The sequence below is a fragment of the Parafrankia discariae genome, assembly GCF_000373365.1.
In the GTDB taxonomy this organism is placed as follows: domain Bacteria; phylum Actinomycetota; class Actinomycetes; order Frankiales; family Frankiaceae; genus Parafrankia; species Parafrankia discariae.
Genome location: NZ_KB891212.1, coordinates 1 through 15,014, shown reverse-complemented (window position 1 = coordinate 15,014; position 15,014 = coordinate 1). Strand labels below are relative to the sequence as shown.

The 15,014-nt window shown below is 70.2% G+C and carries 13 protein-coding genes; 3 read left to right on the top strand and 10 right to left on the bottom strand.

Annotated features, from left to right (window positions below; all coding sequences use genetic code 11):
• A partial coding sequence (locus B056_RS43620) for a hypothetical protein (protein WP_195905910.1) occupies positions 1-237 on the bottom strand: 237 nt, incomplete at its 3' end.
• 851 nt (positions 238-1,088) lie between these two features.
• Between B056_RS43620 and B056_RS0114600 the strand changes: the two genes are divergently transcribed.
• The gene (locus B056_RS0114600; RefSeq protein ID WP_018502606.1) at positions 1,089-1,796 is read left to right on the top strand and encodes a metal-dependent hydrolase; all 708 of its coding nucleotides are present in this window, start codon (positions 1,089-1,091) and stop codon (positions 1,794-1,796) included.
• Between the two features lie 35 nt (positions 1,797-1,831).
• On the opposite strand, the gene B056_RS0114595 is transcribed toward B056_RS0114600, so the two are convergent.
• Positions 1,832-2,563: an alpha/beta fold hydrolase gene (locus B056_RS0114595; RefSeq protein WP_018502605.1), complete on the bottom strand. Its 732-nt coding sequence runs from the start codon at positions 2,561-2,563 to the stop codon at positions 1,832-1,834.
• A 134-nt stretch (positions 2,564-2,697) separates the two neighbouring features.
• Here B056_RS0114595 and B056_RS0114590 point away from each other — a divergent pair, with 134 nt between their 5' ends.
• Positions 2,698-3,141: a TIGR03668 family PPOX class F420-dependent oxidoreductase gene (locus B056_RS0114590; RefSeq protein ID WP_018502604.1), complete on the top strand. Its 444-nt coding sequence runs from the start codon at positions 2,698-2,700 to the stop codon at positions 3,139-3,141.
• Positions 3,142-3,317: 176 nt separating this feature from the next.
• Here the strand turns inward: B056_RS0114590 and B056_RS0114585 are convergent, their stop codons facing one another.
• Together B056_RS0114585 and B056_RS0114580 are read right to left on the bottom strand one after the other, a co-directional pair.
• On the bottom strand, positions 3,318-3,815 hold the full coding sequence (locus tag B056_RS0114585; protein ID WP_018502603.1) for a GNAT family N-acetyltransferase: 498 nt from the start codon (positions 3,813-3,815) through the stop codon (positions 3,318-3,320).
• Positions 3,816-3,937: 122 nt separating this feature from the next.
• A complete protein-coding gene (locus B056_RS0114580; protein WP_018502602.1) occupies positions 3,938-4,207 on the bottom strand; it encodes a type II toxin-antitoxin system TacA family antitoxin in 270 nt (89 codons plus the stop codon).
• A 220-nt stretch (positions 4,208-4,427) separates the two neighbouring features.
• On the opposite strand from B056_RS0114580, the gene B056_RS0114575 reads away from it, so the two are divergent.
• Positions 4,428-4,760: a YkvA family protein gene (locus B056_RS0114575; protein ID WP_018502601.1), complete on the top strand. Its 333-nt coding sequence runs from the start codon at positions 4,428-4,430 to the stop codon at positions 4,758-4,760.
• Between the two features lie 165 nt (positions 4,761-4,925).
• On the opposite strand, the gene acnA is transcribed toward B056_RS0114575, so the two are convergent.
• The 6 genes from acnA to B056_RS36520 all read right to left on the bottom strand — a co-directional run.
• Complete coding sequence (acnA, locus tag B056_RS0114570) at positions 4,926-7,709, bottom strand: aconitate hydratase (RefSeq protein WP_018502600.1); 2,784 nt, start codon at positions 7,707-7,709, stop codon at positions 4,926-4,928.
• A 478-nt stretch (positions 7,710-8,187) separates the two neighbouring features.
• Positions 8,188-9,507 carry a glycosyltransferase gene (locus B056_RS0114565; protein WP_018502599.1) on the bottom strand — a complete coding sequence of 440 codons (1,320 nt, stop codon included), beginning with the start codon at positions 9,505-9,507 and terminating at the stop codon, positions 8,188-8,190.
• Positions 9,508-9,825: 318 nt separating this feature from the next.
• Positions 9,826-11,172, bottom strand: coding sequence for a choice-of-anchor P family protein (locus tag B056_RS0114560; protein ID WP_026239710.1), 1,347 nt, complete (start codon positions 11,170-11,172; stop codon positions 9,826-9,828).
• A 215-nt stretch (positions 11,173-11,387) separates the two neighbouring features.
• Complete coding sequence (locus B056_RS36525) at positions 11,388-12,770, bottom strand: nucleotide sugar dehydrogenase (protein WP_035751526.1); 1,383 nt, start codon at positions 12,768-12,770, stop codon at positions 11,388-11,390.
• A gap of 27 nt (positions 12,771-12,797) precedes the next feature.
• On the bottom strand, positions 12,798-13,958 hold the full coding sequence (wecB, locus tag B056_RS0114550) for a non-hydrolyzing UDP-N-acetylglucosamine 2-epimerase (protein WP_018502596.1): 1,161 nt from the start codon (positions 13,956-13,958) through the stop codon (positions 12,798-12,800).
• Positions 13,955-15,014, bottom strand: a 1,060-nt coding sequence (locus tag B056_RS36520) for a GDP-mannose 4,6-dehydratase (RefSeq protein WP_051105630.1), incomplete at its 5' end; no start/stop codon positions are given. The genes wecB and B056_RS36520, both read right to left, overlap by 4 nt.

Here is a 15,014-nt window from a genome sequence, read left to right as displayed (position 1 = left end):
GTCGTCGGACTCACTGCCGGAGTAGGGCTTCTCCTTCTCCTTGTGGTGCTTCTTGTCCTTGCCGTCGTACCAGACGACCCGCTCATAGGAAAGAGACTTGCTCTCCTTCTTTACCTCCGGACCTCCGCCCGGAACCAGGGCCTGTGCCGAGGTGGCGCCCGCACCCAGGGTAACGGCAACGGAAACGAGGCCCGATGTGGCCAGAATGGCCGTGCGGCGCCCTATTTTACTTGTCATCTTCTACCTTTCGGAACGATCTCTTTCCGCAGTTCTACGGTCGACAACCTAGCGGCCAGACCTCCATACAGCCGCAGCGCAAAACAGGCGTGTTGCCGGCGACTTCTCGGCACCCAATCCGACACACCTCAGCGAATGCGAGAATTCCTCGAACCGACTTCCCGATTCGGTTCGGCACTCCGTTTTAAGTGCCCGGCCGAATAGCTTTCAATCCCCGCAACCGCCGACAGGCCACCGTCGGTGACTCAATCTTCCCGGCACGACCGCAGCAGGTTTCGCATATGGCAGCGCCTGGATTAATAGGCGGAAATCTCTTTTCGCAGGCAGCACATCCTGGGGTCCGCAGCCGGAGTCCGTGTCCTCATATTCGTGCGCCGCGGCACGGCACCGAGGAAAGCCGGAATTCAGAAGAAGACCGGACCGGCGCTACCACGTCGGGTGTCAGCGAGACGGTCCCGCGGCTCCCACTCCGACGACGGCCGAGATGTACGCGTCGTGCTTCAGTGTGCGGACTTCCTGGACGTTGCCGGGGCTGGTGTACGTGTGGCCCTCGTACCCGACACCCCTCATGTCCTCCTGCGGCTGCCGGGCCGGAACCTCGCGCGATGGCCGGTAGCTCGCCTCCGCTCGGGACACCGTCACCAGACAGGATGGGCGGCACCAGCCGCATAGTCGTTCAGCTTCCGGCGAGGCGGCGTTGCAGCTCGATGTGGCGAAACTGGTGGACCGCGCCGGCTCGGCCGCCCCGGTCGTCGACCTGGTGCCGGAGGGGTCTTTGGCGCGTCACGGGCGTTGTGCCCGGTGGACCGGTAAAGTCCACCGGTGCTGATCATTGGGGTTGAGCTGCCGTGATGGGGCAGACGCACGTGTTGAGCGGCGCGGTGGTCTGGTTGGCGGCCGTGCCCGTCCTGTCGCGGGAGGAGTGGCTGGGGTCGTACGCGATGTCGCTGTCGTCCCACCAGGTGATCGCCGGTGCGGTGGTGGCCGCCGGCGCCGGGCTGCTGCCCGACATCGACCATCCCTCGGGCCGGATCGCGAACACCCTCGGGCCCGTCACCAAGACCTTGTGCCGGTGGGTGAGCCGGGCCTCCGGCGGGCACCGGCACGCCACCCACTCCCTGCTGTTCGCGGCCGCCATGGGCGCTGTCATGGGACTGCTGGCCGCCTATTTCCGGTACGGCTGGTGGGCGGCGCTGTTCATCCTCGTCGGGTTCGGGCTGCGCGGGCTCGGCCTGGATTTCAAGGGCCACGGGTTCTGGTCGGGGCTGAAGGACTGCCTGGCGGCCGGGGCCGCCGTCTACCTCATGCACGGCCTCGACATGAGCTTCGCCGGCTACGCGGTCGCCCTCGGCTGCCTCGCCCACCTGCTCGGGGACTGTCTGACCCCCAGGGGCTGCCTCCTGCTCTGGCCGGTGAACTGGCGGATGGAGACGGTCCTGGTGCCGAGAACGGACGGCCGGGTCGAGCGCCTGGTGGTGGTTCCGCTACTCACCTGCGCGGCCGTCGTCCTGACGGCCCGGGTCCTGATCGGCGATCATCCGATCAGCTGGCTCAGCTGACCCACCCACGGCCGGATCCCGCGAGGGGCGCGGGGCTACGCCGTCCCGGACGCGCGCCGAAGCGCCAGCCGGACGAGCCCGGCGAACTGCGCCGGCGCCGTGCGATGCGCGAAGTGGTCACCGGGAAAGGTCACGAGCTCGACGTCACGCACCACCGCGCTCAGGTGCCGTTGCATCACGGTCACGGGGAAGCTCTCGCTGAAGCCGTACACGACGGGAACCTTCAGCGCGGCGATGTCGTACGGCGGGGTCGGCGCCCGGGTCGACCGTTCCTCCGTGACGAACGCGCGGGCCTGCGGCCGGAGCCGCAGCCGCGCCTCGACGCTCATCGCCTCGTATCTCGCCCCCAGCATCAGGCGCAGGCCCGCGTCCTCGGGGTCCTCGCTCCACAGCATCTGCCGCATGCGCCGGTCGTCCCACCCCGGCACCCACGCCATCACCGTCTCGTAGAGCACCACGGCCGCGACGCTCTCCGGCGCCCGCACCGCGGCCCCGGCGGCGATGACCCCGCCGAAGGAATGGCCGACGACGACGGCGCGGCGGCCGTCCAGAACCGCGACGAGATCCTCGATGTGGCCGTTCACATCCACCGGCGCGCCGGTGACGTTCGTCGACTTCCCGTAACCACGGCGGTCGTACCAGCGCATCCGGCACTGCGACGCGAGCAGGCCGACCACCCGGGAGAACGAGCGCCCGCTGTCGAGCACACCGTGCACGAACACCACGAGCGCGTCGCCCTCGCCAGCCTCCGTCACGGCCAGGTCCATGGTCAGAACAGTAGTAGGCCGGGTGCCCACGCGGCGGCGGTGCACCCGCAGGTGCGCCGCCGGCCAGGAACATCCCGGCCGGCCGCCAGGCCGGACGCACCGGCCCGTCGGAACGGCCGGCTACCGTGAGTGCCGTGAACCTGGACGAAGCTGAATGCCGCGTCCGCTTCTCAGCGGCCCGGGTCGCCCGCCTGGCGACGGCCGACGTCGTGGGCCAGCCGCATCTGGTGCCGGTGACGTTCGCCCTGGACGACGATCAGGTCGCCATCGCCGTCGATCACAAGCCGAAACGCTCGACGGCCCTGCGACGACTGGCGAACATCGCCGCCAACCCGCGGGTCAGCCTCCTCGTGGACGAGTACACGGACGACTGGAACGGCCTGTGGTGGGTTCGGGCGGATGGCCACGCCCAGGTCACCGCGGACGGGAAAGATGACAGGGAGGACGGGGAGAACGAGACGGAGCGCGCGTCGGCGATTCGCCGCCTGGCGGCGAAGTACGACCAGTATCGGGCCGTCACTCCGAGCGGACCGGTAATCCTCGTCCGGATCGAGAAATGGCGAGGTTGGGCGTACTAGTCTTCGATCGCGATACCCGAGTTTTTCCTCGGGTTATCACCTCGAATCCTCTGGACACCAACAGGAACCAGCCGACACCAGAGCAGGCAGCCTTTTATAAAACACGCGACATGACGAACACACAAACAAGACAAACGCATGGCGGAATGCCGTCGCCGCTCTCGGCGACCATCGGGTCAGGAGGGGAGGCCGGCGGCGTCCTGCAACGGAAGCAGAACGAGGTGCGGGTCCACCGCGGTGGGCGTGAAACCGAAGTGGCGGTAGAACGACCGCCCGCCCGACGTGATCGCGTGCGCGCCCAGCAGTGAGGTCCCGACCATCCGGCGGACCGTCAGCGCGCGCATGGTCGCGTCCCGCACGAGCCGGGCGCCGACGCCTCGGCCCTGGTAGCGGACGTCCACGGCGAGGCGGCCGACGAGCATCATCGGCACCGGGTCGGCGGGGCGGCGGGCCCGCCAGCGCGACGGCGTGCCGGCCCGCTCGGCCGCCGCGGTCGCCAGGCAGTAGTAGCCGGCCACGGTGGTCCCGTCGAGCACCACGAACGTGCTGGTGATTCGTTCCCGCTGGTGGTCCTTCGCGTGGTGGCGCAGCCAGCTGTCCAGGCCGGGATCACCGGAGCCGAACGCAACCGTGTCGTGCTCCTCCACCAGGGCCGACGGCTTAGTGAACGGCACAGGCCACATCCTTCCAGGCGTGGTCGGTCTCATCGTGGTCGGTCTCATCGTGCGCGGTGAGACGTGACAGGCGCGACATGACAGGCGTGACATGACAGGTTCGGAGTGCGGCGCGGGCCGCCCTACTCCTGGCCCGGCTCCTCGTCGAGCAGCTTGCGCAGCCGCGGGTTGTCGGTGGGCGGGGCCTCCAGCATCGCCTCCAGCTCGCCCCAGGCCGCGTCGGAGACCCGGAACAGCCGCCGGTCGGCCAGCACCTCGCGGGCATAGCGCCGCACGCTCTCGACCGCGAACAGCTCGAGGCTGAGGCCCTCGGCGTCCGCGGCGGAGCGGATGATCTCGGCGTCGTCGGCGGGCAGGCCGAACGTGATTCTCTCGTCCCCGGCGGAGGTCATGCTGGCAGTTTGCCGCTCCGCTCGACGACATGCGACGCCGGGTTCCACGGCGCTCGTCACACATCCGGACAGCCGGGGGGTGACGGTGAACGCTCCGGCCACGGAACAGGTTCGGAACGGCGTGCCCCGGGGCATCCCCCTACAGATCATCTCCACGCGATCAACCCGACGAAGGAGCAGTGAGAACCACGATGACCGACCACCCGACAGCGAGACGTCGATGAGTGACAGCGTGGGGACCGGTCTGATCGTCGTGCTCGGGGTGATCGCCGCGGTCGGGTTGGTGCTGGTCGTCGGCGTCTTCTACCTGCTGCGCCGGTACCGGGTGCCGATCCACGGTGTCGCCGCGACGATCGCCAGCCTGCTGTACGTGATCTCTCCAGTGGACGCCGTCCCCGAGATCCCGCTGGGCCCGGTCGGCCTCGTCGACGACGCCGCGGTGATCCTCGGCGCGCTGTTCTACGTCCGCAGGCTCGTCGAGGCCCGCCGGACGGGACCGCTGGAGCTCGACGCCCGCGGCCGAGGCCGGGGCCGCCGGTCACCGTCGAAGTGAGTTGTCCCAGCCTCGCCATGTGCCGGTAGGGCAACGCGCTTCGATCCGTTCGAGCTGAATGCGGGTGGCTGGCCGCCCGGAGGACGCGGGTTGCTCCCCCGGACGGGCCAGGCCCGCTCTCAGCCCGGGATCCGACCGGTCCGGTCGGATCCCCCGGGCACCAGCTCAGATCAGTGAGCGCAGGACGTACAGCAGGATCCCGCCGTGGCGGTAGTACTCCGCCTCGCCGGGGGTGTCGATGCGCACGACGGCCTCGAACGAGGTGTCCCCCGCCTGGACGGTGATCGTCGGGGTCTTCTCGTCGACGTCGGCCAGCCCGGTGATGGTGAAGGTCTCCTCACCGGTGAGCCCGAGCGACTCCGCCGACTCGCCGACGGGGAACTGCAGCGGCAGCACACCCATGCCGATCAGGTTCGACCGGTGGATCCGCTCGTAGGACTCGGCGATGACGGCCCGCACGCCCAGCAGCGCGGTGCCCTTGGCCGCCCAGTCACGTGACGAGCCCGAGCCGTACTCCTTGCCCGCGAGCACGACCAGCGGCACGCCCTCGGCGGCGTACTTCTGCGCCGCGTCGTAGATCGCGACCTGCTCGCCGTCGGGCAGGTGGCGGGTGACGCCGCCCTCCACCCCGGGCACCAGCTTGTTGCGCAGCCGGATGTTGGCGAAGGTCCCGCGGATCATCACCTCGTGGTTGCCGCGGCGGGAACCGTAGGAGTTGAAGTCGCCCGGGGCGACCCCGTTCTCGGTGAGGTAGCGCCCGGCCGGCGAGTCCTTCTTGATGGAGCTGGCCGGCGAGATGTGGTCGGTGGTCACCGAGTCGCCCAGGTAGGCCAGTACCCGGGCGCCGTTGATGTCGGTACGCGCGGTCGGCTTGGCCGCCATCCCGTCGAAGTACGGGGGGCGGCGGACGTAGGTCGAGTCCTCGACCCAGCCGAAGGTCTGCGACACCGCGCCGCCGTCGCCGACGGGCAGCGCCTGCCAGCGCTGGTCGCCGGAGAGGTCGGCGTAGCGGTCCGCGAACATCTCGGAGGTGATCGCGTCACCGACGACCTGGGCGACCTCGGTCTCGCTCGGCCAGATGTCCCGCAGGTAGACCGGCTCGCCGGCGGTGTCGGTGCCCAGCGGGTCGGTGTCGAGGTTGATGTCCATCGTGCCGGCCAGCGCGTAGGCGACGACCAGCGGCGGGGACGCCAGGTAGTTCATCTTGATGTCGGGGTTGATCCGGCCCTCGAAGTTCCGGTTCCCGGACAGCACGCTGACGACCGCGAGGTCCGCGTCGTTGATCGCCGCGGAGACCTCGGGCTCCAGCGGGCCGGAGTTGCCGATGCAGGTGGTGCAGCCGTAACCGACCAGGTTGAAGCCGACCTTGTCCAGGTAGGGGATGAGCCCGGCGCGCTCGTAGTAGTCCATGACCACCTTGGAGCCGGGAGCCAGCGTGGTCTTCACCCACGGCTTGCGGGTCAGTCCCTTCTCGACCGCGTTGCGGGCGAGCAGCGCGGCACCGACCATGACCTGCGGGTTGGACGTGTTGGTGCAGGACGTGATCGCCGCGACGGCGACCGCGCCGTGGTCGATCTCGCAGGTCGTGCCGTCGGCCAGGGTCAGCTTCGTCGGGCTGGACGGGCGGCCGGCGACGTCGCCGGAGACCGCGTTCACCGAGACCGGAGCGTCGGAGGGCTTGTCCGCGAACGCCGCGGCCGGGTCGGAGGCGGGGAAGGACTCCGCGTCGGCCTCGTCCGCGCCGCCGTTGGCCAGCGTGACCGGCTGGGCGTAGTTGGCGAGCGCGGTGCGGAACGCCTTCTTCGCGTTCGACAGGAGCACCCGGTCCTGCGGGCGCTTGGGGCCGGCCAGCGACGGGACGACGGTGGACAGGTCGAGCTCGAGGGTGGTGGTGTACTTGGCCTCGTGGCTCGGGTCGTGCCAGAGGCCCTGCTCCTTGGCGTAGGCCTCGACGAGCGCGACGAGCTCGGCGGGGCGGCCGGTGAGTCGCAGGTAGGACAGGGTCTCGGCGTCGATCGGGAAGATCGCGCAGGTGGAGCCGTACTCGGGGCTCATGTTGCCGATCGTCGCCCGGTTCGCCAGCGGGACGTTCGCGACGCCCTCGCCGTAGAACTCGACGAAGCGGCCGACCACGCCGTGCTTGCGCAGTTGCTCGGTGATGGTCAGCACCATGTCGGTGGCGGTCGTGCCCGCGGGCAGCTCACCGGTGAGCTTGAAGCCGACGACCGTCGGGATCAGCATGCTGACCGGCTGGCCGAGCATGGCGGCCTCGGCCTCGATACCACCGACGCCCCAGCCGAGCACCCCGAGGCCGTTGATCATCGTGGTGTGGCTGTCCGTCCCGACGAGGGTGTCGGGGTAGGCCAGGGTGCCCTCGGCGGTCTCCTTGGTGAAGACCACGCGGGCGAGGTGCTCGACGTTGACCTGGTGCACGATGCCGGTGTTCGGCGGCACCACGGTGAAGTTGTCGAACGCCGCCTGGCCCCAGCGCAGGAACTGGTACCGCTCGCGGTTGCGCTCGAACTCCAGCGTCGCGTTCAGCTCGAACGCGTCCGGCCGGCCGAAGTGGTCGGCGATGATCGAGTGGTCGATGACCATTTCGGCCGGGGCGAGCGGGTTGATCTTCGCGGAGTCCCCACCGAGGGCGACCATCGCCTCGCGCATGGCGGCGAGGTCGACGACACAGGGAACGCCGGTGAAGTCCTGCATGATGACCCGGGCCGGGGTGAACTGGATCTCCTGACTCGGCTCCGCCGCCGGGTCCCAGTCGGCCAGCGCGCGTACGTGGTCGGCGGTGATGTTCGCGCCGTCCTCGGTACGCAGCAGGTTCTCGAGCAGAACACGGAGGCTGTACGGCAGGCGGTCGGCCCCGGGCACCGCGTCCAACCGCCTGATCGTGTAGGTGCGATCACCTACCGCGAGTCTGCCGGTGCTGCCGAAGCTGTCCATGGCCTTCGTCTCCTCCTCGTCGCCTCGCCCGCTCCTCGTCCGCGGGGAGGTCCGACACCAGCAGCGATCACATGCGGATACGGTCGACCGGGCTCGCCGCGGTTCGGCCGACTCGCCCCATCCTGGCACTTCCAGGAACGACAGACGCTGCCAGCGTCGTCGATCACGTCACCGCCGACCCGCGCGCCCGCGGCCGCGTTCCCCACCGGGGCCCGGCCGGACCATCGAAGGTCACCAGTTACTTAGCATCGCTAACTATATCAACCGGCCGCACCTGGGGCGCGATGTCGCGGCGCACGGCACGAGCCGGGCCGGCGCGCACACCGGCGCCCGGGCCAACGACGGTCCGGACGCCCCGCCACCGGAGGTGGGTATGGGATGTCCCACCCGTCCAGGCCTCCACCTTGGCGGGACCTTCGACCCGTGTTCCCGGGCCGGCGTACTCGGGCCGCTGTTCTCAGGTCTCGGGCCGCTGTCCTCAGGCCGGTCCGGTCGGCTCCGCCTCGGACCAGACGGCCGCGATGTCGCGCAGCCAGTCCTCCATCGTGAACGGTGAGCGCCGCAGTCGGCGCATGGCCTCCCGCCGCTCGTCCATCGTGGGCGGCACGACGGCCAGGTCGGCCGCGGTGGCGGCCCAGATCTCGTTCGGCGTGCTCAGCGGCAGCATGGTGATGCCCGGCAGCACCCGCGCGATCTCGGCGACGCCGGGCAGATCCGATGACAGCACCGGGGTGCCGACGGCGCAGGCCTCGAGCACCACGCCGGGCAGGCCCTCCCGCTCCGAGGTCACCAGCAGCAGACTCGACTTCACCAGCAGCTTGGGGATGTCATGCCGCTCCCCGGTCACCTCGATGTGGTCCGAGACCCCGAGCCGGCGGGCCAGCTCGAGCAGGTGGTCGGTCTCGTCCGCGCCGCGCTGCCCGACGAGCCGGAGCCGGACGTCGAGCCCGCGCGCCCGCATCGCCGCGACGATCTCGATCGCCCGCGGGCGGTTCTTGCCCGGGTCGGGCGTGGCCACGTGCAGGACGGTCACCGGCTCGGCGACGACCTCACCGAACTCGTCCAGTTCGTGGACGTCCGGGCGGGGCCGCTCGCCGGCGATGGCGACCCCGTAGGCCTCGAGCTCGATGCCCTCGTAGATCACCCGGCAGCGCGAGTCCAGCCGCCAGTTGTCCCGCCACATCCGGCGCATGACGGCCTCGCTGCTGCCGACCAGGTCCGTCGCGAACGCGTCGAGCAGCGCCCGGTCCACCAGCCGGGCGGCCCGGCCGCGCACGGAGTCCTGCGGGAGCCGGTCCGCGGGGCCGGTGAAGTGCGCGACCCGCCGCGGTACGCCGGCGAGGCGGGCGACCGCGAGCACCACGCCGGACAGCGAGCCCAGGCTGGAGTGGACGACATCCGGGCGCACCCGGCGGAGCAGCCGGTGGAAGGCGAACGGGAAGCGGACGTCGGCCGGGCAGCGGAAGGACTCGCCGCCCAGGGCGCGCACCTCGCCGTCCAACGCGCCGGAGGCGTCGCCGGTGACACAGAACAGCAGGCGGAACTCCGCCGGGTCCAGTCTGCGCAGCAGGCTGAGCGCGCGCGGCGCGACACCCGCGCCGTCCATCGACCCGAGCACCTCGAGCACCGTCACCGGCTGGTCGCGGCCGGCGGTGGCCGTGGCGGGCGGCGGGCTGCCGTCGACCCGCGGCTGTTCCCCCTGGCCCCCCTGGCCCGCGGGACCGCCGCCGCGTGCCGCGCCGGTGGGTTCCGCACCGGCCTGACCGTCACTCCTCGCGGCGTGGCTCGTCGCGCCCATGTGGTTAGGTTGCCTCCGTCGTGGTCGTCGTTCGGCTCGTTCTGCGCGCACTGCCCCTGTGGGCACCGTCTCTGTGGGCACCGCCCCTGTGCGCACCGCCGTGGATCGGCCGGCCCGATCAACCTTCGCAAACTTACAGGCATCTTTCGACTACGTAGGGCAACAACACTCGAGCATCGGAACGATGAACGGGCGGGGCGCCGACCTGCGACGCCCCGCCCGGACCCTGCTCGACGAGCACCGGTCACCCGGCGCCGATCGCCGACCACCGATCGTCCGGCCCCGACCAGTCAGCGCTGGTCAAGCACCGGCGGTGGATCACAGCAGGTTGTCGACCCCCAGGCACTTCGCCGAGTCCGCGGCCTTGGCGCACTCCTCGTCGAGGAACTCGTCCAACGGCTTGACCGACTCCTCCGACGAAGTGCTCAGGTCCCCGTTGTCGGAGGCGTGCACGCCGGCGACCGCGAGCTCGATCTCCGCGCCGATCGGCAGCACCCCGCCGACGGTGATGACCACGTGCAGTGCTCGGACGACGAGGGTGTCACCGAACTGGCTCTGCTCGTTGAGGATCACGTACCCGACGCCGGGCAGCACGATGCCGGTGTTCGGCGGCACCGACGCCGAGATCGGGGTGCCCGCCACGACGAGGTTGGTGAACGTCGTCCCGGTGGCGTCGAGCGTTCCCGGTGATCCCGGCGACTTCACGACGTTCGCCTGGGATCTGATCGCGTCGGCCGTGATCAGACCGCTGAGGATGTTCACCCCGGCGATGTCGAGCACTCCCGCCCCGTACGTCGGATTACCGGGTATCGACCCGCCCGCCGCGGTGATCTGACCCGCGGTCAGTACGCCCGGCACGTTGATACCGGCGAGACTGTTGCTCGCCAGACCACCGGCGCACGGGATGGTCTGCGCGATGAGCGGGCCCACGGACAGCGGCCCGGCGGTGATCGCGTTCGAGTAGGCGCCACCGGTGACGAACACCGGCGGCTTCGGCCCGAAGCCCGACTGCGTGAAGCCGATGTAGAGATCGAGGCCCGCGTTGGGTCCCGCCACGATGTGCACGTGCACGCCGACAGTCCGGATTCCGTTGGCCACCGGCGTCTGCTCGTTGAGCGTGATCGAGCCGAGGAGGGGGATCGGCACGGTCGTGTTCGGCCCGATGGTTCCCAGCGGGATCGGGATCCCGAGCACCGTCAGGGCACCCAGGTTGACGACACCGTTGGTGACGATGCCCGAGCCGGTGTTGATGGCCCCGCTGGCGACACTGAGGCCGGTCAGGCCCACTAGGCCACCGAGGATGCTCGCGCTCGCCAGCGTGCTGGTCGTCAGGCCCACCTGCTGGGCGCCCGGCGCCTGCTCCGAGGTCGACGCCGACTGGGCGACCACGGCGCCGGTCAGCACACCGGGGATGTTCACCGAGCCGACGGCGTTGCGCTCGACTCCGGGTCTCGAGGTGCAGTCGATGACGGCCCCGAAGGAGAGCGCCGAGGTGACGACGCCGTTGACGGCGGCGTACGTGCCGAAGGCGTAGTCCTGGTAGGCCAGCGGGTTCGGCACGGCGGCGGCCGGAGCCGCCATGGCCCCGCCGATCGCGGCTGCGACCAGACCGGTCGTGACGGCGCCGGCGAGCAACCGACGGCTACCCGTGCGGGGAACACCCACACGGCGGAAAGTTTTCATTATCAACCTCTCTCAAGGTGGACCGACTACAGATCGTCAGCACCTTAAGACAGGCTGAAGATTTATTAAGCACTCCGCGCAATATCCATTAGCGATAGCGTTTTTCGGCGTGTCGCATCCCGACCTTAATAGATAACCTAATCGGATTAGCTATCCGGTTAGCCATCGGCAGGCTATGACAGAAGATCAGCGGTACTTCACAACGCCTCAACGAGAATCGGCCGCCGCTCGGTCCGCGGCCCGGGAATGACGGGCCCGGAAGCACCGACGACGACGGGCTGGCCTGCCGGCCCGACACGAGACGGCTCTCCCGCTCCCGGGCCGCCGGGCGACTCCGCCGGCAGCCAGGAACGGGTGTCCAGGACGGCCCGGGCGTGACGCAGCACCAGGTCACGACGGAACCCGTCGTGGTCGACCAGCATGACGACCAGGTCGGCCGCCGCGATCTGCTCGGCGTCCGCCGGCACCAGCGCGACCCGGCCCGGGGCGCGCGCCGGGTCCACATGGGGGTCGGCGGCGAAGACCCGGGCACCCAGGTCGGCCAACAGAGAGGCTACCCGGGCCGCCGGCGACTCCCGGGAGTCGCCGGTGTTCTTCTTGTATGTCAGACCAAGTAGCAGAAGATGACTTCCGTGCACGGAGCATCCCTGCCGGTTGAGGATCTCGGTGACCCTTCTCACAACATGATCCGGCATGTGATCATTGATATCGTTAGCAAGCTCGACAAACCGGAAACTGCGCCCGAGCCGGCGCCGTACCCGCCAGGAGAGATAGGAGGGGTCGATGGGCAGACAATGCCCGCCGACACCGGGACCGGGCCGGAACGGCATGAAACCGAACGGCTTGGTGGACGCGGCGCCGATCGCCTCCCGGACGTCCGCGCCCAGCTCGTGCGCGAACATCGCGAGCTCGTTGACCAGGGCGATGTTGACGTGCCGGAAGGTGTTCTCCAGCAGCTTGGTCAGCTCCGCGGTGCGCGTCGAGGACACCGGGACGGTCTGATCCACCAGTGAGTCGTAGAAGGTCCGCACCGCGTCCAGCGAGGAGCCGTTGACGCCGGAGACGACCTTCGGCGTGTTGTCCAACCGCCACGTCCGGTTGCCCGGGTCGATGCGCTCGGGCGAGTAGCCGAGCTGGAAGTCGTCCCCGGCGACGAGCCCGGAGCCCTCCTCCAGCAGCGGCCCGAACAGCTCCTCGGTAGTGCCGGGATAGGTCGTCGACTCGAGGATGACCGTCGCGCCGGCCGTCAGCAGTGGGGCCAGGCTGCGCGCGGCGTCCACGACGTAGCTGAGGTCGGGGGCGCCCTCCCGCAGCGGAGTGGGAACGGTGACCACCGCGACGTCGAAGGCCGCGGCGGCCGTGTAGTCGGCCGTCGGCTCGTACCGCCCGGAGTCGAGCGCCTCGGCGAGCCGACGGTCGGAGATGTCCTCGACGTAGGACTCGCCGTCCGCCAGCCGCTTGACCCGCCCGGCGTCGATGTCGACGCCCACCACCCGCCAACCGGTCTCGACCGCGCGCATCGCCAGCGGAAGACCGACGTACCCCTGCCCGACCACCACCAGCTTTCCCGAAGAAGTCATGGGCACAGTGTCGCCCCACAACTACTCTCAGCTACGTACCGGAGAGGCCGTGTCACATCCCGTAGTCGAACGGGCCGCGGGAACGCCGCGGCGAGGCACGGCGCGGCCGAGCACGGCGGAGATCCGCTCGCCGGCGTGACCGTCCCACAGAGTGGGGCAACGCGGCGGGGGCGGGCGGTCGAGGATCTCCAACGCGGCGGCGACGATCGCCGCCGGGGAACAGCCCACCACCCGGTTGGTCCCCTCGGTGACCGTGAGCGGTCGCTCGGTCGTCTCCCGCAGTGTCAAACAGGGCACGCCGAGCGCCGTCGACTCCTCCTGGATACCGCCCGAGTCGGTGAGCACCAGCCGCGCGCCCGTCTGGAGCGCGACGCAGTCGAGGTAGCCGACCGGGCCGAGGGTCCGCACCCCGTCCGGGAGCCGGCCGGCGAGGCTGCCGGCGGTCCGCGGATGGACGGGGAAGACCAGCGGGCAGCGCCGCGCGATCTCGCCCAGGGCGGCGAGGAGGCCGTCGAGCACGGCCGGGTCGTCGACGTTGCTCGGCCGGTGCAGCGTCACCAGGCCGTACCCGCCCGGGCGTACGCCCAGCTCGGCCAGCACGGGTCGCCGGCGGGCCCGCTCCCGGCAGGCCAGCAGGGTGTCGACCATGACGTTGCCGGCGAGGTGCACCGACTCCGCCGCGGCGCCCTCGGCGAGCAGGTGGTCGACACCGTCGGGACTGGACGCGAACAGCAGGTCGGACAGCCGGTCGGTGACGATCCGGTTGATCTCCTCCGGCATCGTCCGGTCGCCGCTGCGCAGGCCGGCCTCCACGTGCGCGACCGGGACGTTCTCCTTCGCCGCCACCAGCGCGCACGCCAGGGTGGAGTTGACGTCCCCGACCACCACGACGACGTCCGGGGCGAGGCGGCGCAGCAGCGGCTCGAACGCGGTCATCACCGCGGCGGTCTGCACCGCGTGCGAACCGGATCCGGCCTCCAGATGGTGGTCCGGCGGCCGCAGACCGAGATCACCGAAGAACACCCCGCTCATGGCGTCGTCGTAGTGCTGCCCGGTGTGGACGAGGCTGGTCCGGGCCCCGTCCGCCTCCAGCGCGTCGAGGATCGGCTTGACCTTGATGAAGTTCGGCCGGGCCCCGGCCACGACGACGGCGTGCAGGCCGGCGGCTCCGGCGGCAGGCGTGGTCACCGGGTCGGCGTTCCGTCGCGGTCCGCGCGCGCGGGAGCTTCGCGCGCTCCGGGCACTGCGCGCACGTCCTGGCCCGCGCGCGTCACCCCGGCCCGCGTCGGCACCCCGGCCCGCTCCGCCTCGGCCCGCTCCGTCGCCAGGTCGGCGTCGACCATCATCTCCACCAGCTCACGGAAGCCGACCCGCGGCTTCCACCCCAGCACCTCGGCCGCCTTCGACGGGTCGCCCACCAGGACGTCGACCTCGGCTGGCCGGAAGAAACGCGGGTCGGACCGGACATAGCCCGACCAGTCCTCGATACCGACCCGGGCGAAGGCCACGTCCAACAGCTCACGGATGCTGTGGGTCTCACCGGTCGCGACGACGAAGTCGTCCGGGGTGTCCTGCTGAAGCATCCGCCACATCGCGTCCACATAGTCCCCCGCGAAACCCCAGTCGCGCCGCGACTCCAGATTCCCCAGCGACACCGAGTCCTGCAGACCCAGCGAAATCCGCGCCACCGCCCGGGAGATCTTCCGCGTCACGAACTCGATCCCCCGCCGCGGCGACTCGTGATTGAACAACATCCCCGAACACGCGAACAACCCGTACGACTCCCGGTAATTCACCGTCAGATAATGCCCGAACGTCTTCGCCACCCCGTACGGCGAACGCGGATGAAACGGCGTCGTCTCCCGCTGCGGCGTCTCCCGCACCTTTCCGAACATCTCCGACGACGACGCCTGGTAGAAACGCACCCGGGACAGGTCGTTACCACCCGCGATCCGCAGCGCCTCCAGAACCCGCAGCACCCCCATACCCGTCGTCTCCCCCGTCAGCTCCGCCTGCTTCCAGGACAGCCCGACGAACGAGATCGCGCCCAGGTTGTACACCTCGTCAGGCTGGGAGATCTCCACCGCNCCGATCAACGACGGAAGATCCGTCAGGTCACCCTCCAACAACACGACCCCCGGCACCAGCCGCTCCACGGTCGCCACCTTCGGGTTCGACTGCCCGCGCACCAGCCCGAACACCTCATAACCCCGCCCAACCAGCAACTCCCCCAGGTACAACCCG